The sequence below is a fragment of the Robinsoniella sp. KNHs210 genome (assembly GCF_000686105.1).
GTDB classification, from domain to species: Bacteria; Bacillota; Clostridia; order Lachnospirales; family Lachnospiraceae; genus Robinsoniella; species Robinsoniella peoriensis.
In genome coordinates this window covers 4,874,007-4,896,804 of record NZ_JMLZ01000002.1, presented here as the reverse complement: position 1 = coordinate 4,896,804, position 22,798 = coordinate 4,874,007, and the positions used below count along the sequence as shown (strand labels likewise).

Annotated in this window: 20 protein-coding genes; 8 read left to right on the top strand and 12 right to left on the bottom strand. The window is 42.7% G+C overall.

Annotation, left to right across the window (positions count from 1 at the left end; genetic code table 11):
• Window positions 1-111: 111 nt before the first annotated feature.
• Together CD03_RS0127800 and CD03_RS0127795 are read right to left on the bottom strand one after the other, a co-directional pair.
• On the bottom strand, window positions 112-1,725 hold the full coding sequence (locus CD03_RS0127800; protein WP_027296426.1) for a response regulator transcription factor: 1,614 nt from the start codon (window positions 1,723-1,725) through the stop codon (window positions 112-114).
• 14 nt (window positions 1,726-1,739) lie between these two features.
• Window positions 1,740-3,524 (bottom strand): sensor histidine kinase, encoded by a 1,785-nt coding sequence (locus CD03_RS0127795; protein WP_027296425.1) that lies wholly within the window; start codon window positions 3,522-3,524, stop codon window positions 1,740-1,742.
• Window positions 3,525-3,682: 158 nt separating this feature from the next.
• Here CD03_RS0127795 and CD03_RS0127790 point away from each other — a divergent pair, with 158 nt between their 5' ends.
• Complete coding sequence (locus CD03_RS0127790) at window positions 3,683-4,780, top strand: radical SAM/SPASM domain-containing protein (protein ID WP_027296424.1); 1,098 nt, start codon at window positions 3,683-3,685, stop codon at window positions 4,778-4,780.
• A gap of 14 nt (window positions 4,781-4,794) precedes the next feature.
• Complete coding sequence (locus CD03_RS0127785) at window positions 4,795-5,709, top strand: LysR family transcriptional regulator (RefSeq protein WP_027296423.1); 915 nt, start codon at window positions 4,795-4,797, stop codon at window positions 5,707-5,709.
• A gap of 78 nt (window positions 5,710-5,787) precedes the next feature.
• Here CD03_RS0127785 and CD03_RS0127780 read toward each other — a convergent pair whose 3' ends face one another.
• Window positions 5,788-7,938, bottom strand: coding sequence for a Tex family protein (locus tag CD03_RS0127780; RefSeq protein WP_027296422.1), 2,151 nt, complete (start codon window positions 7,936-7,938; stop codon window positions 5,788-5,790).
• 158 nt (window positions 7,939-8,096) lie between these two features.
• On the opposite strand from CD03_RS0127780, the gene CD03_RS36575 reads away from it, so the two are divergent.
• Complete coding sequence (locus CD03_RS36575; RefSeq protein WP_052378013.1) at window positions 8,097-8,678, top strand: DUF4190 domain-containing protein; 582 nt, start codon at window positions 8,097-8,099, stop codon at window positions 8,676-8,678.
• A gap of 19 nt (window positions 8,679-8,697) precedes the next feature.
• Here the strand turns inward: CD03_RS36575 and CD03_RS0127770 are convergent, their stop codons facing one another.
• On the bottom strand, window positions 8,698-9,123 hold the full coding sequence (locus CD03_RS0127770; protein WP_027296421.1) for a DUF2752 domain-containing protein: 426 nt from the start codon (window positions 9,121-9,123) through the stop codon (window positions 8,698-8,700).
• 157 nt (window positions 9,124-9,280) lie between these two features.
• On the opposite strand from CD03_RS0127770, the gene CD03_RS0127765 reads away from it, so the two are divergent.
• Window positions 9,281-10,009: a DUF975 family protein gene (locus CD03_RS0127765; protein ID WP_027296420.1), complete on the top strand. Its 729-nt coding sequence runs from the start codon at window positions 9,281-9,283 to the stop codon at window positions 10,007-10,009.
• 77 nt (window positions 10,010-10,086) lie between these two features.
• Here CD03_RS0127765 and CD03_RS0127760 read toward each other — a convergent pair whose 3' ends face one another.
• From CD03_RS0127760 to CD03_RS0127745, 4 genes are all read right to left on the bottom strand, one after another.
• Window positions 10,087-11,298 carry an aspartate kinase gene (locus CD03_RS0127760; protein ID WP_027296419.1) on the bottom strand — a complete coding sequence of 404 codons (1,212 nt, stop codon included), beginning with the start codon at window positions 11,296-11,298 and terminating at the stop codon, window positions 10,087-10,089.
• Window positions 11,299-11,370: 72 nt separating this feature from the next.
• A complete protein-coding gene (locus tag CD03_RS0127755) occupies window positions 11,371-12,570 on the bottom strand; it encodes a cofactor-independent phosphoglycerate mutase (protein WP_027296418.1) in 1,200 nt (399 codons plus the stop codon).
• 253 nt (window positions 12,571-12,823) lie between these two features.
• Window positions 12,824-14,038: a homoserine dehydrogenase gene (locus CD03_RS0127750; RefSeq protein WP_027296417.1), complete on the bottom strand. Its 1,215-nt coding sequence runs from the start codon at window positions 14,036-14,038 to the stop codon at window positions 12,824-12,826.
• Between the two features lie 53 nt (window positions 14,039-14,091).
• Complete coding sequence (locus tag CD03_RS0127745) at window positions 14,092-14,535, bottom strand: ACT domain-containing protein (RefSeq protein ID WP_027296416.1); 444 nt, start codon at window positions 14,533-14,535, stop codon at window positions 14,092-14,094.
• A gap of 272 nt (window positions 14,536-14,807) precedes the next feature.
• Here CD03_RS0127745 and CD03_RS0127740 point away from each other — a divergent pair, with 272 nt between their 5' ends.
• The 4 genes from CD03_RS0127740 to CD03_RS0127725 all read left to right on the top strand — a co-directional run bounded on the left by CD03_RS0127740 (window position 14,808) and on the right by CD03_RS0127725 (window position 18,229).
• Window positions 14,808-15,590: a hypothetical protein gene (locus tag CD03_RS0127740; RefSeq protein WP_027296415.1), complete on the top strand. Its 783-nt coding sequence runs from the start codon at window positions 14,808-14,810 to the stop codon at window positions 15,588-15,590.
• Between the two features lie 237 nt (window positions 15,591-15,827).
• Window positions 15,828-16,625, top strand: coding sequence for an ABC transporter ATP-binding protein (locus tag CD03_RS0127735; RefSeq protein ID WP_027296414.1), 798 nt, complete (start codon window positions 15,828-15,830; stop codon window positions 16,623-16,625).
• A gap of 10 nt (window positions 16,626-16,635) precedes the next feature.
• A complete protein-coding gene (locus CD03_RS0127730) occupies window positions 16,636-17,439 on the top strand; it encodes an ABC transporter permease (protein ID WP_027296413.1) in 804 nt (267 codons plus the stop codon).
• Between the two features lie 13 nt (window positions 17,440-17,452).
• Window positions 17,453-18,229 (top strand): ABC transporter permease, encoded by a 777-nt coding sequence (locus tag CD03_RS0127725; RefSeq protein WP_027296412.1) that lies wholly within the window; start codon window positions 17,453-17,455, stop codon window positions 18,227-18,229.
• A 123-nt stretch (window positions 18,230-18,352) separates the two neighbouring features.
• On the opposite strand, the gene CD03_RS0127720 is transcribed toward CD03_RS0127725, so the two are convergent.
• The 4 genes from CD03_RS0127720 to prfB form a co-directional block, all read right to left on the bottom strand.
• Window positions 18,353-19,189, bottom strand: coding sequence for a TPM domain-containing protein (locus tag CD03_RS0127720; RefSeq protein WP_044289721.1), 837 nt, complete (start codon window positions 19,187-19,189; stop codon window positions 18,353-18,355).
• The gene (locus CD03_RS0127715; RefSeq protein ID WP_027296410.1) at window positions 19,183-20,226 is read right to left on the bottom strand and encodes a hypothetical protein; all 1,044 of its coding nucleotides are present in this window, start codon (window positions 20,224-20,226) and stop codon (window positions 19,183-19,185) included. Before CD03_RS0127715 ends, CD03_RS0127720 begins: the two co-directional genes overlap by 7 nt.
• A gap of 14 nt (window positions 20,227-20,240) precedes the next feature.
• Window positions 20,241-21,575, bottom strand: a complete 1,335-nt coding sequence (locus tag CD03_RS0127710) for an SPFH domain-containing protein (RefSeq protein WP_027296409.1) — start codon at window positions 21,573-21,575, stop codon at window positions 20,241-20,243.
• 93 nt (window positions 21,576-21,668) lie between these two features.
• Window positions 21,669-22,797 (bottom strand): peptide chain release factor 2 gene (gene prfB, locus CD03_RS0127705; protein WP_138003499.1). Its coding sequence is split into 2 segments (ribosomal slippage): window positions 21,669-22,721 and window positions 22,723-22,797, totalling 1,128 coding nucleotides; the frame shifts between segments, so codons are not numbered across the junction.
• Between the last annotated feature and the right edge of the window lies 1 nt (window position 22,798).

Here is a 22,798-nt window from a genome sequence, read left to right as displayed (position 1 = left end):
ACTGCTTTATCCTTGAGACTAATATAACAAATTCAAGTCCCGGATTAAATGGAAGATCCCTATATTTCTATTACTATCTTACACTGGTCTGGAAAAAAAATATTACTATCTTCAGATCCTTGCACTATTTTCATATTCCTTCGGTGTAATGCCCGTCACTTTTTTAAATACCTTGCTGAAGTAATAAGGATTTTCAAATCCCAGCATATCGGAAATCTCATACATCATATATTGGTGTTCCTGAATCAGGTCTTTTGCCTTCTCAATTTTAATCCAGGCCACATAATCCGTAAAATTGCTTCCGGTCTGCTTTTTAAAGATACTGCTTAAATATCCCTGACTGATTCCGGTTGCTTCTGCCGCCATGGCAAGTGTTAGCTTTTCCTGATAATGTTCTGTCACATAGCGGCGGATCCTTTCAATAACGCGATCCGATTTCCCGGATGCCCGCCCCTCCATGACCTGACAGATTTTATCGCCAAAAGTTTCCAGCCACATGAGAATATCGTGAAGGCTCCCAATGCGTTTCAGCTTTTCAGCCATCTGCATCGTATCTGGAAACTTTCCTCCCGGAATTTCTTCTGTCCCCTCGTAAAATGGTACTACAAATGTATATAGATTAATACAGGCATTGACTGCCTGTTTCCGCGCCGGCGTAAATTCCCGGAACAGACTAATCAACTGACTGATAATTTCTTTTACTCTGACGCTGTCATTTTGTCCCAGGGCAAGTGTCATATCTTTTTTCAGAAAGGTGATGTCAAAATTCCGGTTCTGTTCCTGATAAGTCTGCAGATCGTCACGGTAAAAAATAACCGGTGACTGCATTTGGTAATAGTAAGCCTCCATACATCTTTCCAGCTGGGGCAGATATCCGGGAAGCCCATGGATATCTTCTGCCGCAGCCGTAACAGCTGCCACTGTCTGCATCCCAAAGTAATCTTCTACTACGGAAATCATCTTCTGACACATCTGGGTAATCTTATTTTTAGTTTCCTGTGCATCCCCACCCGAAACAATCATTAAAAATCCGGTCTCTTCCCATTCCAGAATACTGGAGAAGCGAAAGAAGCGCTTTACCATTTCTTTTAAAATATTTTCTGTATAGGACATTGCTTTTTTTCGGTCTTTTTCGGAAAATGACTCCTGAAAGTAGGAACTGGAATTATTCATACGCAAAAGTATCATAACCGGAGTATTATAATCCGCCATCAGATTTTGGTATTCACCGTCTCTTTCTTCCAACGTTTCTTCCAATAATAATTTCCGGAATAAACTTTCACAGTTCTGCTGCATATGTATCGTATCTTTCCCGACATTTTCCGGACTGCTGCCTGCTGCCCTGTTTTTCTCACATTCCCTGACCGCACGTTTCAGACTTTCAGCCAGTGTATCTTCCGTCAGCTCTATTTTAACCAGATAATCCGTTGCTCCAAACTTCACCGCCTGCTTAGCCAGGCTGAATTCTTCCAGATTTGTTAAAATAATAAATGCTGCCTGGCTTTTTGCTTCCCGGCATCTTTTCATCAATTCAATTCCATCCATGGCCGGCATTTTAATATCCGTTATTATGATATCCGGATTAATTTCTGCAATCTGCTCCAGTGCATTCTGTCCATTTGTTGCCTTTCCAGCAATGATGCAATTGTAATCTTCCCATTCAATTAATGATGTTACCCCTGCCAGGATTAATGGCTCATCATCTACTATCATCACACGGTACATTCTTTATCTCCCTCTTACATTTCTAAAGGCAGCATCACGGTAATCTGTGTGTATTGCCCCGGTTCACTTTGTATGGAAAGTCCGTAAGATTCCCCATATACAAGTTTCATTCTTCGATCCACATTTGGCAGTCCAATGCCGCTCATGGAACTGCTTTTCACTGTTTCTGTATCTTTTAACAGCTGCTTTGCTTTTTCTTTATCCATTCCGATTCCATTATCTCTCACCGTAATGCACAGATCCTGCCCCTTCTTTTCCGCCTTTATCTGTACCAGACCATTTCTTCCGCTGGGCTCTATCCCTGAGAATATGGCATTTTCCACCAGGGGCTGAAGGGTCAGTTTGACTATTTTCGCCTGATACAGCTCTTTTGGTTCCACATCGATCTCCACATCGAACAGTTCCACATACCGCACCTTCTCGATTACAATATAGTCAGCCAGAAAATCCAGCTCCTGCTTTAATGTTATCTTCTCATTAAATCCTTTAGCCATATTTTTAAGCAAAGATGACAGCGAGGTAACCACTTTCACAATGCCGCTGTTTTTCTGAATGATTGCAATCCACCGGATAGAGTCCAGGGTGTTGTACAGAAAATGAGGGTTAATCTGTGCCTGCAGCATCTTAATCTCCAGATTCTTCTTCTCTTTTTCACTTTCTACCTTCATATCCACCAGCTCTTCTATCTTTGCGGCCATATGGTTGACACCTTTCCCAATGGTACCTATCTCATCCTCACTTTCAATCTTAGGATCTACTGTGAAATCCCCGTGTGACAGCAGTCGTATATGGGATACCAGTTTATCTATTGGTTCGTTAATACGTTTGGTAAAGAATGAGGAAAGAACCATTCCAATGCTGATGCAGGAGGTGAAAATCAGCAGGATGATCATCAGAATCATAAAACTGTTGTTGACTACCCTGTGCAATGGCAGAATCTCGTATACCAGAATCCCGCTCTTTGGATTCCTGACATAAGAAACCATGCATTTTTCTCCATTCATCTTCATTCGGAAAGTATCTTTTCCGGATCCCTGCTGTAACAGCATCCGGATAAATGCTTCGTCCTCCCCGACGCTCTTTTCATTCACTGCAGCCACCGTCTTTCCCGTGGCTGTCACTACTGCTATGCGGTTCTCATGCTGCACTTCTTTTAAGGCATCCCGAAATAATTTTGCCGAAATGCCCAGAAATACCCAGCCATCCCCGCTGTAGGATGAATTATTATTTACTTTTCTTAAAAGAGGCAGCAGTTTTTCACTTTTCCCTCCCCAAAAGGGCGAATCTACCATATCCAGGACATACAGTTCTGTAGACTTGGATAATTCACCTGCAAACCAGTCCGCCGATCTAAGTGCCTGTGGATCATTGCTGCTGCCCGGCTCATATCCTGCCTGGACAAAATCATTCTGCTCGTTTAACACCATCAATTTTGCAATATATTCACCATACCCTGAAACTGCACAGTAATCACTGATCGTCCTGGTGTAATTCATGGCTTCTTTTCTGTTCCTGGCAGATGCTTCAAGATCCAGCTTCCCAAGATTCATGGTACTTCGTTCCGCACAATTCAGAACAATATTCATCATTTCTTCATATCCCATTCCAAAGAGTCCCGCAAAGCCTTCCACTTCATGCTCCAGTGCGGTAACCGCTATCTCTCTGGCATTTCTGCTGGAAATCAGATAACTGCAAATACAGGAAAACAGGGCAATTGTACTGACGATACATAAGTTATAACGGATGAGGCGGGCTTTAATGGTCTTGCCTAAGATCTGTTCTTTCCAATTGTTTTTCATACACACCTCTCCTCTGTTATCTTTTATATGAACCTATTGTAAAACATCAGCAGATGGTTTGTCCATACTGTCCGATTGCTTTTTTTCTAATCCCGTTTTATAATAAATTCACAAGATGCCGGCATTGACCGATTCTTAAAAATTTTAAGGAGTATCCTATGAATTATTTTTCCATGCTTATAAAACCTGCCTCATCACTTTGCAATATGCGCTGCCGCTATTGCTTTTATTACGATGTTGCCAGTCACCGGGAAACTGCTTCCTATGGTATCATGGCAGCAGATACCGTGGACTGTCTTCTGGCTAAAACGTTTGCCGGGGTAAAATCCCCTGCCTCCATCAGCTTTACTTTTCAGGGCGGGGAACCTACCATGGCAGGACTATCATATTTTACATATTTTACGGAACAGGCAGAAAAACTGGCGCCTACCGGGGTGAAAATTTCTTATTCTATCCAGACCAACGGTATCGTGATAGATGAAAATTGGTGCCGGATGTTTGTGAAATATCATTTTCTGGTGGGATTATCTCTGGACGGTCCCCGGGAAATTCACGATTATCAGCGGCTTGGCAGCAACCGCAAGGGCACCTATGACCAGGTAAACCATACCTTAAAGCTTTTCCGAAAGTATGGCGTAGACTTTAATATCCTGTCCGTAATTACAAAACAGACCGCTAAAAAACCCCAGACTTTATTTCAGTTCTATCTAAAACAGGACTTTAAATTTGTTCAGCTGATTCCCTGCCTGCGCCCTTTAGATTCGGATCTGACTGCTCCTCATGACCTGGATCCTAAGGGTTATGCAGAATTTATGAAGCGCTTCTTTCTGCTGTGGTATGAGGAATTAAAAAAAGGACGCTATGTCAGTGTCCGCCAATTCGATAACCTTGTATGGATGCTTCGCGGCCGTCCTGCGGAGCAGTGCGGATTAATGGGCTTTTGCACGCCCCAATTTGTTCTGGAATCCGATGGGAGCGTCTATCCCTGCGATTTTTATGTACTGGACGAATACAAAAGCGGCAACATCTTAACTGACAATCTGGAACAAATAAAAAGCAGCCCGGCCACCAGGAAATTTTTAGAATATAATACGGAGATTTCCTCATTATGCGAAACCTGTAAGGTAAAATCCCTCTGCGGATGCGGCTGTAAACGCTACCGCCCATTTTATAATCAAATCAAGGATTACTGCCCCTATCAGGACTTTTTGTACGAAGCTTATCCCAAGCTGTATGAGATTGCGCAGACAATGTAAGAAAGGAGCCCCTCATGACACTGAAACACATGCGTATCCTGGTTGCGGTCTGTGACTGTGAAGGTGTTACGGCAGCGGCACAAAAGCTTTTTCTTTCCCAGCCCGCCGTCAGCCTGGCAATCAGGGAACTGGAAGATTATTACGGAGTTCCTTTATTTGAACGGATTTCAAGAAAAATGTATATAACAGACGCGGGCAGAAAAGCCTACAGCTATGCCACCCATATTGTGTCTTTATTTGATACCCTGGAAACAGAGATGCGTGACTGTGATAATATCGGCACCCTTCGTATTGGCGCCAGTATGACTCTTGGCACACATTATATGCCCCGTCTGGTAAAAGCATTCCGGGAAGAATATCCCCATATGAAAACAGAAATCCTGATTAACAGCTCTGATATCCTGGAAGAAAAAATTTTACAAAACGAACTGGACTTCAGCCTTATAGAAGGGCCAATCCATGCGGACAGTATCTTTGGTGAATGCCTCTGCGAAGATGAATTATGCATCATCTGCAGTAAAACAAATCCCCTTGCCGTGAAACCTCTGATCACACTGACTGAGTTCTCCGGACAGCCATTATTATTACGTGAAAAAAACAGCGGAACAAGGGAAATCGTTGACAGCAGCCTGCTTCTTAAGAACCTGGTTCTTCATCCCGTATGGGAGAGTACCAGTACACTTGCTTTGATTCATGCAGCTGCCAATGATCTGGGCATCACCATTGTACCTGCGCAGTTTGTAGATGATGCCCCCCAGTATCGGGATTCCATATGTAAAATAAAAGTTGAGGGATTATCTTTCCTGCGCAAATTCCATATTATTTACCATAAAAATAAGTTCTTAACAAGTTCTGCAAAGCACTTTATTGAGTTGTGCAAAAATCTTTTTCAGGATGAAAATGCAAATCGTATGCATTCCAATACGTAACTACAGGGAAAAACAGACAAATGCACGTTCCGGCACTTGTCTGTTTTTGCATATTGTTATTTCGGTAATGATATCTTATTATATTTTCATTGTCAGAGAGATTCTTTTCTTAGGCAAATCTACGCTTAACACTTTTACCTCTACAATATCCCCAACACTTACAACATCCAGCGGATGTTTTACAAATTTCTTATCACTCATCTGGGAGATATGCACTAAACCGTCCTGATGCACACCGATATCCACAAAAGCCCCGAAATCAATTACATTTCTGACAGTTCCTTTAAGCGTCATTCCCGGAGTCAGGTCTTTCATATCCAGTACGTCACTTCTCAGAATTGGTTTTGGCATTTCGTCACGTGGGTCACGTCCCGGTTTTTCCAGTTCTTTTACAATATCCCGTAAGGTAATCTCACCTACTTCTAAGTCAGCTGCAAGCTTTTTATAATCCCGGATTTTCTTAGATAATCCGTCAAGCCTGCCTGCCGTGATATCTTCCACGCTAAATCCTAAAGTTTCCAGAAGCTTTTTAGCCGCATCGTAACTCTCCGGATGGACACTGGTGGCATCCAGGGGATTTGCTCCTCCCGGTATTCTCATAAAGCCGGCACATTGTTCAAATGCCTTTGGTCCTAATTTTCCAACCTTTAATAACTGCCTGCGGTTTGTAAATCTGCCATTTTCTTCCCGGTAGGCAACAATATTTCTTGCAATCACTTTGGAAACGCCGGAAACGTATTCTAAAAGGGATGCGGATGCGGTATTAAGATCCACTCCAACTTTGTTTACGCTGTCTTCTACTACACCGCCCAGAGCTTCACTTAATTTTTTCTGATTCATATCATGCTGGTACTGTCCCACACCGATAGACTTTGGATCGATCTTAACCAGTTCCGCCAGAGGATCCTGAATTCTTCTTGCTATGGAAGCAGCACTTCGCTGTCCCACATCAAAGTTTGGAAACTCTTCGGTCGCCAGCTTGCTTGCTGAATAAACAGAAGCTCCTGCTTCATTTACGATTACATACTGCACCTGCTCGTCGATCTCTTTAAATAATTCTACGATAATCATTTCTGATTCCCGGGATGCCGTTCCATTTCCCACTGAAAATAAAGTAATACCATATTTCTTAATCATTTTCTTAAGGGTATCTTTTGCCGCTTTTATTTTCGCTTCGGAAGTAGGTGCCGTAGGGTAGATTACCGTTGTATCCAGCACTTTTCCGGTTGGATCAACGACTGCTAGTTTACAGCCGGTACGAAACGCCGGATCCCATCCCAGGACTGTTTGTCCGGCAATTGGAGGCTGCATAAGCAGCTGTTCCAGATTTTTGCCAAATACGCTGATGGCTCCGTCTTCTGCTTTTTCTGTCATTGCATTTCTGATTTCTCGTTCTATTGCAGGACCGATGAGACGTTTGTAACTGTCTTCTGCCACATCTTTTAACACCGGTACAGTGACCGGATTCTCTTTTATGATAATCTTCTTCTCCAGATATTGCAAAATGCGTTCCTCAGGAGCTTCAATTTTCACATTCAGGAACTTTTCTTTTTCCCCGCGGTTCAGCGCAAGGGTTCTGTGCCCTGCTACTTTACAGATGGCTTCTTCATAATTATAATACATCTCATATACAGATTCTGCCTTTTCATCTTTTGCCGCAGATATGATTCTGCCTTCTTTTTCCGTGATATTTCTTATGTAAATACGGTAATCTGCTTCGTCAGAAATATTTTCGGCGATGATATCTTTTGCACCGGCAATGGCATCTGCCGCAGTCAGTACTTCTTTTTCCTCGGATATAAATGCCTTTGCTTCTTCTTCCAGCGGCTTTGTGGTCATTTGCAGGAGAATAATATTTGCAAGGGGTTCCAGTCCCTTTTCTTTCGCAATTGTGGCTCTTGTCCTTCTCTTCGGACGGTATGGGCGGTACAGGTCATCTACCACTACCAGGGTCTCTGCCCCAAGAATCTGTTTCTTTAATTCTTCTGTCAGCTTTCCCTGCTCTTCAATACTGGATAATACCTGCTGTTTTTTCTCTTCCAGATTTCGCAGGTAAGTAAGCCGTTCGTAAAGCTTACGAAGTACTTCGTCATTTAAGGATCCGGTTGCTTCTTTACGATACCTTGAAATGAATGGTATGGTATTTCCCTCATCTATTAATTTTACGGCAGCTTCCACCTGCCATAGATCTACTGACAGCTCTCTCGCCAAACTTTTATTAATATCCATGTTTATCTCCTTAGCTATGTATATTGGAATGTTTCCCAATTGTTTTTATTCTTTGGCTATTATACTTCAAAACCCGGAAGCGGGCAAGGAATTTCTTGTGTTTCAATTTTTGTTATGTTATTATAATACAGAATATCAAATGCGAAGGAGCGTTTATTATGGATTACGAAAATTACAATAATCAGGGGACTCCCCCTAATAATTACGGTACCCCGCCAAATAATTACGGACAGAACCCTCCGCCCGGTAATTACGGCCCCGGTCCCGAGTCAAATTCATTTTCAACTGCAGCTATGATTCTGGGAATTATATCCCTGGTGACATCCTGCTGCCTGTATATTTCCATTCCGGTAGGCGCAATAGGCATTATTCTAGCCTTACTGTCGAAAGGCAGCTCAACCCGTATGGATTCCCGGAGTAAGACGGGACTTGGAATATCCATTGCCGGAATCGGCATCAGTGTTTTTATGATCATTGCCGTTTTGGTGAGTAACACTTATATGGGAAATACAACCTTCGAAAAGATGTATCAGGATTATTTAGATTATTATGGATATGATAGTTCATCCGATGGTTCTTCCGGCGGCTCTTCCCAGCAGCCAGACCAGAATTCACAGGACCTGGAAGACTATTTTAATAAATATTTCAACGGTGGAAGCGGAAACGGCGGCGACAACATGCCGAAGATCAAAGAAAATCCCAAATCCAGTGTAACACCGGTTCCCAATGATGCCATATAAGCATTTCTGGTTTATGGGACTACGGAATCATTGGATATTTCCAAATGATCAGGACTGCATTTTTTATTACAAAGTTCAGTATTATAATGATTACCGCAATATGGATATACCTGTCTCTGTAGAATATGCCAATTTTGCACCGTCCTTTTGAGAGGATTTCTATGGTATTTGAAATCATGAACCACAGGTATATTACCACACCATACACCACCACCGGATGGTAATACAAGGATTTTAGGAAATGGCCTTCCATTAAGAAAGAGAATGCGCGGGTTCCTCCGCATCCGGGGCAATACAGCCCTGTATATTTATGTACCAGGCAGGGCAGTAAAAAGGCTCCCAACTGTATGTGAAATGCTTTTACCAGGATAGTCAGAATACTTCCCAGTATCAAAAATATCCAGCCGATTTTATATAAACTTTTTCTTTCGCTTTCCTTCTTCAATGTAATACCTCCAGTCTAGGGCGTATATGAAAAATGCTCTGAACATTGTATAAGTAAGTTTTGCTGTACCAGTATAACATAGGACTGCTAAAGTTGCAAAATTTTCGCATCCGTACTACTGCGATTTGACAAATATATTCAGATAGGAGTATACAAAATGAAACGTTCATCATCAGAACTAAAAAGTATAGCAAAAGGGAAGCTCCTTGGCAATTATTCCGTACCAATGGGCGCCGTGATTATTTTCTTTGTTATCACTTTTATAATTACTTTTTTCAGCACTTTTACTTTATTAAGAACCTTTACTACATCCGGGCTCATTGTCAGTTACCTGTGCGAATTTATTGTTTCGATACTTTTAGGCGTTCTTTCTGCCGGAATGTCCAGCCTGTTTTTAAATCTCTGCCGAAATAAAGAATATAAAATCGGGGATATCCTGTACGGGTTCCGGAATTATCCGGACCATGTGATTGCAATTCTAATTCTTTTATTTCTCATGGTATTGGCATGTTTCCTGCCTGTAATCTTATTGGCAGTGTTAAGCAAGGCTCTGGATCTTCTGGTTCTGGACCTGCTGCTGATCCTGTTTGAGGTTATCGGCGTAGTTGCATCAATTTTTTTAATGCTGTCTTATTCTCAGGCAGTATATTTATACATTGACGATCCGCATATGAAAGTAATGGATGCTCTCCGGGAAAGTAAGGAAATGATGCGTGGAAACAAAGGCCGCCTGTTTTACCTGATCATCAGTTTCATCGGTCTTCTGCTGCTCAGTGTCCTTTCCTGTTATATCGGACTCCTTTGGATTGCTCCATATATGAATACAACACTCACTTTATTTTATATGGATCTGCGGGGTGAACTGCCTCCGGCTGCAATGAATTAAACTTTTCAGACAAATAAAAAGAGCAGAAATTCTGCTCTTTTTATTTGTCTGATTTTATGTGCATCTATCTGATTCTTCTATATTTCAGACAGTCCAAATGCCTCATGGCAGGCACGGAGAGCTTTTTCACCATCCTCCTGGTCTACCAGTACAGTCACACGGATTTCTGATGTAGAAATCATGTTAATATTCACTCTGGCATTGTACAGCGCTTCGAACATTTTCGCAGCAACTCCGGGATTTGACATCATACCGGCACCTACAATTGACATCTTTGCCACTTCTTTCTGACAGGTAATTTCTTTTGCAGTAATACGGTTTTTATTGTCCGTCAGAATTGCAATTGTCTCATCTGCTTCATCTTCATCTACCGTAAAACTGATATCCTTTGTTCCCTCACGTCCAATCGACTGCAGGATAATGTCTACGTTAATATGTTTCTTTGCCAATGTATCAAATAATTTGAAAGCGATACCTGGTTCGTCCTTTAACCCCATTACTGAAATTCTTGCAGCATTTTTATCCAAAGCGACACCGCTTACCAACATTCTTTCCACGCTAACTTCCTCCTTAACCACAGTTCCTTCTGAATCATTTAAGCTTGAACGCACTACCAGGGTTACTCCATATTTTTTCGCCATCTCTACGGAACGGTTATGAAGTACGCCGGCGCCCAGTGTTGCCAGGTCTAACATTTCATCGTATGTAATCTCTTTCATTTTTCTGGCATCTTTTACGATACGGGGATCTGCTGTGTACACGCCATCCACATCCGTATAGATCTCACATGTATCTGCATGCAGCACTGCTGCCAGCGCCACTGCCGTCGTGTCTGATCCACCACGTCCAAGAGTGGTATAATCATCATATTTGTTGATACCCTGAAAACCTGTGACGATTACAATCTTGCGGCTTTCCAATTCATGTCTGATTCGTTCCGTATCAATGTTCTTGAGCCTGGCATTTCCATATGCCGATGTGGTTTTCATTCCTATCTGGAATGCATTTAAAGAAATTGCCGGAACACCTAAAGCGTCCATCGCCATTGCCATAAGCGATACAGAAGTCTGCTCTCCTACGGTAAGAAGCATATCCATTTCTCTTTTTGAAGCTCTTGGATTAATATCTTTCGCCTTGGCAAGCAATTCATCCGTTGTCTTACCCATAGCGGAAAGAACGACTACCACGTCATTCCCTTTTTGATGTTCTTCAATACATCTTCTTGCAACATTTAGAATTCTGTCTTTGCTGCCTACAGAAGTACCGCCAAATTTTTTTACTACTAACATATTTTTCTCCTGCGTCTTCATTTACTTTGGGCTTCCCCGGAAATACAAAACTCCCGGATACGCCATTTCGCTTTATTTAGAGAACAAATATTCCATCATCAGGTGCCCTTTGGCAATGTCGTTTCCACTATCCTTTGCTTCTGCCTCATTATAGTTCCATGTCTCATTTCCCGGTGCTGTACTGTCATACAGCAGATACGGCACAGGATCAGAAGTATGTGTACGTACGCAGATCGGCGTCGGATGGTCAGGAAGTACCAGCATACGGTAATCTGCACCAGCTGCATCCATTTGTTCCTTTACGTATTTTATCACACGTTCATCTAAAAATTCAATAGCCTGAACCTTTTTTTCTACACTTCCCTGATGGCCCATCTCGTCCGGTGCCTCTACATGTATATACACGAAGTCATAGCCGTCTTTTAACAGTGCATCCGCTGCCGCCTGCGCCTTGCCTTCATAATTGGTGTGCAGGCCTCCGTTTGCGCCTTCAACCGTAATATTATCCATTTCTGCTCCTACTGCAATCCCTTTAAGCAAATCCACAGCGGAGATCATAACTCCCTTTTTATGGAATTTCTCTTCGAATGAGGATAACGCAGGTTTCGTTCCTGCCCCCCAGAACCAGCAGCTGTTCGCTGGATTTTTTCCCTGTTTCTTCCGTTCGATATTAATCGGGTGGTTCACCAGGATTTCATAACTCTTCTTCTGCATTTCGGCAAGTACGCGATCCTCCGGAAGATGCTTTCCGATTACCTGCCCCAGAACATCATGAGGCGGTGTTAACGCAACTACGTTCCCCTGATTCCAGATCAGACAATGGCGGTAACTGGTACCAACATAGAATTTATAACGCTCATCTTCCAGTGCTTCCCGCACTGCATTCAATAACACTGCTGAATCTTCTGTACTGATTTCACCTGAGCTGTGATCAATGATTGTCTTCTCTTCATAAGGCTCCTCTTCCGAAAGCGTTACCAGATTACAGCGGAGGGCTACATCCGTTGCCTGCATCGGCACACCGATGCTGAGCGCTTCCAAAGGAGATCTTCCTGTATAATATTCTTTTGGATCATATCCCATAACGGAAAGATTCGCGGTGTCACTTCCCGGGCTCATTCCCTGTGGAATTGTATGGAGCATTCCTATCTCAGATACTTTAGCTAAAGCATCCATCACAGGAGTTTTTGCATATGCAAGCGGTGTTTTTCCGCCTAACTGATCAATCGGTTCATCTGCCATTCCATCGCCTAAAACTACAATATATTTCATATTATCACCTATTGCATACTGCAGGCAAACCTGCAATATTGCCGCACTTAAGCGTTTTTATTAACGCCCTTAACAGGCTGAAAGCATCATCGTGCGGGTTTCCTCTCTGCTTTTCTAATTTTCTTTCAGCCCGGCTAACCATATTTTGAATTTAAACAGCAATACAGCCTTGCACCGGAGGCAGATGTCCTTTGGTATCCTTCCGCTTAGAAGGTACTTTCTGTTCATTTGCCGTCAATGCAACGCTGTAAGCTTATCTCATTCTGATTCTATTAATAACAGTTCCAAGTTTCGCTGCCTTCGCACTGTATTCAGCTTCTGACAGAATCTCTGTGGTAAATCCAAATTCGCCTTCTACTCCCGGAACTATCACCGGTTTCACTGTTCCGAAAATTTCTTCGATCTTAGCAAGATCATCCTGTTGATTTCCTTTTACACGTACAAAGAATTTTCTCTGGGAATTACTGATGTCGGTAAGTTCCAGCTTATGGCTGCTCCAGAATGACATAATACTTCTATGCAGATGCTTTGCTGCATCTACCACGTCAGATACTACTGCACTTGCTGTAGGCAGTTTTCCTGCACCGCTTCCATAGAACATTGCATCTCCCAATACGTTTCCATGTACAAATATTGCATTAAACACACCGTTAACACTGAACAGGGGATCCGTTGGTCCCAGCAATACCGGTGCTACCATAGCATAAAAGCTCTCTCCCACTTTTTTACTGAAAGCCAAAAGTTTAATAGTCTTGCCAAGGGCTTTTGCATATTTGATATCCGTTGCCGTGATTTTTGTGATACCTTCTGTGTAGATATCTTCAAAATCAACCTGTTTCCCGAATGCAAGAGAAGATAAAATAGCTATTTTACGGCAGGCATCATGTCCTTCCACATCCGCTTCCGGATTGCGTTCTGCATAGCCCTTTTCCTGCGCTTCTTTTAATACATCTTCAAATTCAGAACCTTCTTCGATCATTTTTGTCATAATAAAGTTGGTTGTTCCATTTAAAATTCCTGTAATTTCATCAATTTCATCTGCAGTAAGTGATGAATTTAACGGGCGGATAATCGGAATCCCCCCACCGCAGCTGGCTTCAAACAAAAAGTTTATATTGCGGTCTCTGGCAATATCCAAAAGTTCTGCACCGTGTTTTGCCACTAATTCTTTATTGGAAGTACATACACTTTTTCCGCTTAATAGTGCTCTCTTTACAAATGTATACGCCGGTTCAACCCCACCCATAACTTCAACAATAATTTTGATTTCGGGGTCATTTACCACAACTTCATAATCATGTACGATTTTATCCTGGATCGGATCTCCCGGAAAATCCCTTAAATCAAGGACATATTTAATATTAATCTCTTCTCCGGCTTTTTTATTGATGCTGCTGTGGTTGGTGTTGATAACCTCCACTACACCCGAACCTACTGTACCGTAACCTAACACTGCAATCTGAATCATTTTTTCCTCCTATCTGCATCGACCATGATGCTGTCAAACCATTTATATGTATGTTACTCTCTGCCTAATATTTTTAAATAGTGAACACCTATTTTATTCTCTATTTCTTCTACCATCTTGGATACATCGTCTGTAGTGGGTAAAATATCTACGCTTAAGGTAAGCGAAGCCACTCCGTTGATCGGGATACTCTGATGGATCGTAAGAATGTTGGCGCCGAACTGGGCAACTATTTTCAATACATCTGAAAGAAGACCCGGCTCATCATCCATCTGTATTACAAAGGTAATGGTCTTTCCTTTGGCATTATCGTGAAATGGAAATATATCATCTTTATATTTATAGAACGAACTTCTGCTAATGCCTACACGGTCTGTCGCCTCCTGAACCGTTTCCACACGTTCCGACTCTAATAACCGCTTCGCTTCCACTACCTTTAATAACACTTCCGGTACCGCCTTCTGCTTAACAACAAAATACTGACTTTTTTCCGACATTGGAACCTCCTCGTGTTTGCTTCACAAATACATTTGTATTCACAAGGAAGATACTAACATATTTAGATTAGAAGTGCAATAGTTTTTTCTAATTTACCCGAGAGCCTGTTTGAAAATGCTCCATGACAAATAGGGTAAACTTAGGAAGTTCGGTTTTCTAAGCATCACAAATTCTTCATACTTTTCTTCAGGTTAATTTCAGCATTGGATTGTATGATTACAACGAATGATTTGATACCTGTTCACTAACAGATACCAGAAAGGATGATTGTATGAAAAATAAATTAATTGCCCTGTTATTATGCGTTACCGTTTCATGTACCCTGCTTGGAGGATGCCAGTCTTCTTTGGGCAATGCCCAGAATGATTCTTCCGGCAGCTCTTCAAACGTGGAAACAGGTGCAGAAACTGCTGACAGCTCCCAGAGCGAAACCACAAGAGACGATAATGCCATAACCGGTCAGGTTACAGCCATAGATGGGAATACCATAACTCTTGCACTTGGAGAAAGAGCAGCCAGACCGGACGGCGATTCTACTCCGCCGGGAAATGGAGAAAAACCTTCTGAACCCACCAGCGGGGACGCTGTCCAAACAGAGGATAGTGATGGGACTGGCGGCACTCCTCCCTCCGGCAATGGCGGGGGACCCGGCGGATTAACCCTTACCGGAGAAGAAAAGTCAATTACCATAGATGAAAGTACAACGATTACCAAAGACAGTATGGGACAGAGCAGTGACGCAACCATTGATGATATCACGGACGGAACAATTCTGACTGTCATCATGGATGGTGAAACCGTTGTTTCTGTTACCATCTCCGACTTCGGCGGGGGAAATGGCGGAGGGCGCGGAGGTAAAATGAATGACGTCACTGAAGAATCCACTGATCTGAATGGCTCCAACACGGTTGATGGTACCGAAGAAACTTCTGATGGAGATACGGTATCTTCCAATACTGCCAACGAAAATACCATTCTAGTTAAAAATGAAGGATCTTTCACGCTGGATAATGAAACGGGTCCAACGGAGGAAGTTCCTCCTAAAATATCCTAAAATAACCATATTCTTACTTGACTTCCTCCCATGTATAGTGCTAAAATAAATATCCTTTCTACCAAAAAGCAGCCGCTCACGACTGCTTTTTCTTAAAAGTAAATATTTACCACAACGGGTTCCCTTGGCAAAATCCAAGGGGAAATGGGTCTGTCCCCCGGACTCTGTCGCTTGGCAAGATATTTGAAGTAACATATTAACTGTTGTTTCCAAAATATTACTACCAGGAGGTTTACCATGATTCAAGTGGAACACTTATGCAAGACCTTTCGGGTCGCAAATCGAAATGCTGGGCTGGCGTCTGCCCTGAAAGCTCTTTTTCACAGACAATACCGTGAAATCAAAGCGTTGAATGATATCTCATTTACAATCCCTGATGGAGAAATGGTGGGCTATATAGGCCCCAATGGTGCCGGCAAAAGCAGCACAATCAAAGTATTAAGCGGAATACTGACACCTGACAGCGGAACCTGTCTGATTAATGGACGTGTTCCATATCAGGAACGGACAGCACATGTAAAAGAAATCGGAGTCGTCTTCGGACAACGCTCCCAGCTGTGGTGGGATGTTCCCGTCATTGATTCTTTTGAATTACTGAAAGACATCTACAAGATACCGGAGAACATTTATCGAAAAATGAAAGATGAACTGGCTGCCCTTCTGAATCTTGAAGATATTATCAAAACCCCTACCAGACAGCTTTCCCTGGGGCAAAGAATGCGCTGTGAAATTGCCGCCTCCCTTTTACATAACCCCAAAATTTTGTTTTTGGACGAACCAACTATCGGGCTGGATGCAGTCTCTAAGATTGCCGTTCGCAATTTTATTCTAAATCTTAATAAAAACCATAATACAACAATTATTCTGACAACGCATGATATGCAGGATATTGAAGCCCTCACAAACCGCATTATGCTGATTGGCAAAGGACGTCTTCTAATGGATGGCTCTCTCCGGGAATTTAAGGACATGGCTTCCGAAAACGAGTCTCTGGACGAACTGGTTGCCCGCCTCTACCGGCAATATGAAATATAGGAGGTAATCCATGAAACAATATCTCTCTTTTTTTCGGATGCGCTTTATTACCGGACTTCAGTACCGGACAGCCGCTTTGGCTGGTATCTCCACCCAGTTTATCTGGGGAGCCATGGAAATTCTTCTGTTTCAGGCATTCTATCAGGCAGATGCAGATGCCTTTCCCATGTCTTTTCAGGCTCTGACTTCTTATGTATGGCTGCAGCAGGCATTCTTGGCCCTGTATATGTTCTGGTTTTGGGACAATGATATTTTTGATTCTATTACCAACGGAAATGTATCATATGAATTATGCCGTCCTGTGGACCTGTACACTATGTGGTTTACGAAAAATCTGGCATCCAGGCTTTCCAAAACAGTCCTGCGCTGCTTTCCCATACTGGTTCTGGCGTTTATCCTGCCTGCTCCATATGGTATCCGGCTGCCTGCTGATCCGGTTACCGGACTGCTGTTTCTTTTATCCATGACACTTGGACTTGGCGTAGTCGTATCTCTTTCCATGGTCATATATACATTGTCATTTTATACGATATCTTCACAGGGGATTCGGATGATTACCACTTCACTGGCTGAATTTCTCTCCGGAGCAGTAATCCCTCTGCCATTTTTACCGGAAAGAATTTCTTATATCGTAGAACTGCTGCCCTTTGCTTCCATACAGAATGCTCCCCTGCGAATTTACAGCGGAGACATTGCTGGAAGCTCTCTTGGCCGGGCCATTGCTTTACAGGTATTCTGGCTGATACTGTTAACCTCAGCCGGAAAGCTTCTAATGCACAGAGCATTAAAGCAGGTGGTTGTTCAGGGCGGTTGAAAGGAGCATTTACATGAAACTATATATACACTATTTATCAATACATCTTCGCAGTATGATGGAATATAAAGTATCCTTTTTACTCACTATAATTGGGCAGTTCCTGGTTTCTTTCAACGTCTTCCTTGGCGTATACTTTATGCTGCAGCGTTTCCATCAGATCGAAGGCTTTTCATACAGTGAAGTCCTTTTGTGTTTTGCCATTGTACTGATGTCGTTCACCCTTGCCGAATGTTTTTTTCGAGGTTTTGATACCTTTGCATCAATGATTGGAAATGGTGAATTCGACCGCATACTGGTACGTCCTAGAGGCGCGATCTTCCAGGTACTCGCAAGCAAAATAGAATTAACCCGTATCGGGCGGCTTTTACAGGCAATTGTAATGCTGATCTACGGCATATCCAATATCCATCTGCACTGGACCTTTCTGCGGGTTCTTACGTTAATCCTTATGATTTTGGGTGGTGTTGCAACTTTTGCCGGGTTATTTATCCTCTATGCAGGGCTTTGCTTTTTTACGTTGGAAGGACTGGAATTTATGAATATTTTTACAGACGGTGCCAGAGAATACGGAAAATATCCCGTGGCTGTCTATGGGAAAACAGTACTTACGATCTGCACTTATATTGTGCCTTTTGCCCTTTTTCAGTACTATCCTTTTCTCTATCTCACAAGGCAGAATATACCTGCCTATTATTGCTTTCTGCCGTTATTAACCATACTTTTTCTCATTCCCTGCTTCTTTGTGTGGAATCTTGGGATGCGAAAGTACAAGTCAACCGGTTCCTGATTCTTTTGGCAGACGACTAAAAAAAGACCATTACAACTGAAAATTCAGCATCTGTCATTGTTAGATATATGCTCTAAAATCAATGACCGTTGAAAAATCCATTTGTAATGGTCTCTTATTTTATTAAAATCCTCTGCCGCCACCGCCAAAAGTTCCGCCTCCGCTGGATGTATGGGTGGATGACATTCCTCCGCCGCCGGATCCTCCGGAATCATCATTTTTTGGTATATGCCTCTGGGTAACAACCTGATTTGTAAAGTGGTCCGACTGATTGGTTAAATTCAATCTGCCTTTTTGTTTATACGGATATGTGTAACTTCCCCACTTAAGTTTGTACCTGCCTACCGTAAACCCACAGACACTACCTGCCAGAATCAGTGCCGCACCAACTGCTATTACCCAGTCAATGGGGCGCAGACTGAGGTATCGTGTGATCTCTCCGGTCTCGGTATTTACTGTATACTGATCTGATGGAATTCCCTTATCCATATATTTTTGTGTAGCATCCACCATACCGCTCAGGCATTTATAATATTCATCAGCCTTGATATATGGGTATGCCGTATCTAATACACTCTCTATCCGGTCATCTGTCATGTAATAGATCATATCATGCGCCGTTGAAATATAGATTTCCCGGTTATCCATGTCAATTAAAAAAGTCGCTCCGCCTTTGGCTTCCCCATCGTCATAGAACCCATGATCCATGTAAAAATCATCTGCATATTCCCTTGCGGATTTCCCCTGGGCATCATTCGTAGTTACAACCACAAAATTCATTTTATATTTTTCCCGCAGTGTATTCGTCTTCTGTACCAGATCTGCTATCTGATCCTCACTAAGCAGCCCTGCCTCATCAAATACCTGGCTGCCAGAAGAAGCAAATGCCCCCATTCCCGTTGTCAGCAGCAGCAGAAATACAAGACAAATCCATAGAAGAATCTTTTTTTCTTTTACCATATGAAATACCCTCCTAACAATAATATTAAGAATACGGGTATTGCAATGGCTGCAAACATCATTGCCACTTTTCCATAGTCTATCGGAAGTTCGCCGCAGATATTTTTCGTCTGTCCATTCATGGCATAGTAATACATCTTATTGTCTTTGCCTTTATATGTAAGAACCCATACAGGCAGCAGTATATATTTCCAGTGCTCTGCCGGTGTATCCAGGGCAAGTTTGGATGCTTTCACCGTGGTATATCCGCTAATACTGTCCTTTAAAATATTTCTGGAGTAATCGCTGATTTCTTTACGGATCTCATCTTCAAAATCTCTTTTCTCCATGTCTCTTTTTTCCGCCTGAAAACCGGATAAATATCCCATAGAGAACTTTTGCAGGTCATTTAACATAAAAGGCTGTACACCTTCAACAAGCTTTCTGTTTTCCTTATTTAAAGCATTCTTCGTAAGTTCTTCAAAGTGCAGGTTTCCCTCCCGCTCAACATTGTAAAATCTGGTCTCCGTAAATTCGGTTTCACCCAGGCGATAGACACGTACATTTGTCGCAGCAGCATCCAAGCGCCCCATCACATCGCATTCAAACATCCAGAAAGGGAAATACACTCCGGATATCTTCTCGATCTGATCCTTACTGAAAAATGACTTTGGTACAAACTTCTTCTTTTTCATGTACTCCAGAAAATGAGCCACTGCTTCTTTTTTATCCACTTTAAATGGTATAATATGATCCGGTTTATAATCACCGGAAAGTTTTCCTTCCAGAACCACAGGATTGTGACAATAGTAACAGAACGTTGCGGCTGTTGTTTCATCCGTTACAATCTGAGCACCACAGCTGGGGCAGGAATAGATAAGCCCTTCCTGGCTCTCCTGTCCTTCCCCTGACTGCCTGCCAGATTCTTTCTCTTCCTGTGCATTCAAAATCTCTTCCGTAAATTCTGAAAGGCAATATTCACATTTGTATTTTTGGGTCTTGGGATCAAAACGAAGATCCCCACCGCAGTTTGGACATTTGTAACTAACAACTGCCATGCATTACCTCCTGATTATGGGCGCGGCTTTCCGCATTCCGAGCAGAATTTCCCTGTATTTTTTACTCCGCAGGCACAGGTCCAGTCTCCCGAAACCGGTCTTGCACTCCCACAGTTGGAACAAAATCTGCCTGTATTGGATGTTCCGCAGTCACAAACCCAGCCCTGTGCCTGTTCCGGCTTTGCTTTCCCGCAATTTGAGCAGAATTTTCCGCTGTTAGAAGTTCCGCACTGGCAGTTCCAGCTGCTTGCTCCATCGGACAGAGCCTGGGCATTTCCCGTGTCTCCTGTATGAACTGCATTAGGTGTATTTCCTGCATTAGGTGTATTTCCTGCATTAGCGTTTCTGGCTTCCTGGTTCATCTGCATCTGCTGCATATTATTAGCCGAAGCGGTTCCCATAAAATTACCTGCATTCTGCATACCCATGCCCATTCCCATAAATCCGGCCATGCTTCCGTTCGGATTCGATCCGGCTGCTTCCAGACCATGGGCAATGGCTCCCTGGACATACCCTTCACGGATAGACGGATCTCCCAGCATTGCTCCCTGATTTCTCATGTTAATTAATTTCTGTGATTCTTCATCATAGGAGATACTTGCGATCCCTACTGCCTGAATCTCAATGCCGCGCATTTGGCGCCAGTCTTCATCCAATGTCTGCGCCATATATTTCCCCAGTTCTCTTGCTTTTGATGACACAAAAGAGATGCGGGTGCCATCTGCTGACATCTGGTTAATAGAGGTCTGCAGTGCTTCCAGAAATTCAGAAAGATATTGCTCGTTGATTTCGTCAATTTCTACCTGTCCGCTGTTTCTTGGTACCGCTTCAGCATAAAACAGAAGCGGATCAGTAATTTTAATGGAATACGTTCCATGCGCCCGCAAAAAGAGTTCAGCATTATAGAAATTATCAAAGTAGTTGATGGGGTTTCTGGTACCAAACCGGATTCCCTTAATCTCCTGAAGATTGATATAATATACCTTTTGGGCCGTAGGTGTCACCCCTCCAAATTTAAACCTGGAAAAGGTCTCCCTGACGGCATCTTCCAGCTCTCCGTTAAATAAGGAGGGCATGGAAGAATTATTAACAGTATAATAACCCGGCTCTGCCGTATAATCAATAATTCTGCCGCCATCCACTAACAACATAAACTGATTGTCATACACATGAATCACGGAACCATTTGAAATAGTATCGGAACTGCTCTTCGTGTTAGAACCGGTACGCATCTTTACACCACGGGTCAGAAGCGTCTGGTCTCCCATATCTTCCGGCTCAATTACCTCCAGCCACTGATCTGCCAATGAACTTCCAATTGCTCCTGCTGCTGCTTTAATAATTCCCATATATTGTCCTCCTGTAATTTATTGCGCAATGATGTACTAGAGCATGTTTATTGCACACAAGCGGAGGTATTCCCTCCGCTTATCCACATCCTGCTATTCATTTTCTGCTTCTTTTGCCCCCAGAGCCAGCCATTTCAGGTAACCATTGATAAAAATGTCAATACTTCCATCCATTACACTGTCTACATTTCCTGTTTCCGCACTGGTTCGGTGATCTTTTACCATAGTATATGGCTGCATAACATAGGAACGGATCTGGTTGCCCCAGCCAATTTCCTTTACTTCACCCCGGATATCAGAAACTTTTTCCGCGTTCTCCTGTTGCTTTAATAAATACAGCTTTGCTTTCAACATCTGCATCGCTTTATCTTTATTCATGTGCTGGGAACGTTCATTCTGGCACTGTACCACGATATTGGTTGGAAGATGGGTAATACGGATTGCTGAGGAAGTCTTGTTGATATGCTGACCGCCTGCACCGCTGGAGCGGTATGTGTCAATCCTTAAATCTTCATCCCTGATCTCAATATCGATATCCTCTTCGATATCCGGCATAACATCACAGGATACAAAAGAAGTCTGACGTTTTCCTGCCGCATTAAACGGCGAAATACGAACCAGCCTGTGAACACCTTTTTCTGATTTCAGATAGCCAAATGCATTTTCGCCTTTTACTTCGAAAGTTACGGATTTAATACCGGCTTCTTCACCGTCCAGATAATCCAGGACTTCAACCTGGAACCCTTTCCGGTCTGCCCATCGGCAATACATACGATAAAGCATGCTTGCCCAGTCACAGGACTCTGTACCGCCTGCACCTGCATGGAGTGTCATAATCGCATTGTCACCATCATACTCACCGGACAATAAGGTCTTGATCCGGATATTTTCCAACGAGGCAGTAAAATCTTTCAGTGTTTCTTCTATTTCCGGAATCAGCGAGGCATCATTTTCCTCATATGCCATTTCCAGAAGGGTCTCTATTTCCTCATACTGATCGTTCAGTTTACGGAAAACTTCGATATCTTCCTTTAAACTGCTGAGCGTTTTCATAAATTCCTGAGACTTTTCGGGATTATCCCAAAAGTCAGGTTCTTCCATCTTACGCTCTAATTCCTGAATCCGCTTTTCCTTGTTAGCCAGGTCAAAGTGAATCCCTCACTTCCACTAATGGTTTTTCATACGTACCTAACGTATATTTAAATTGATCTAATTCTACCACA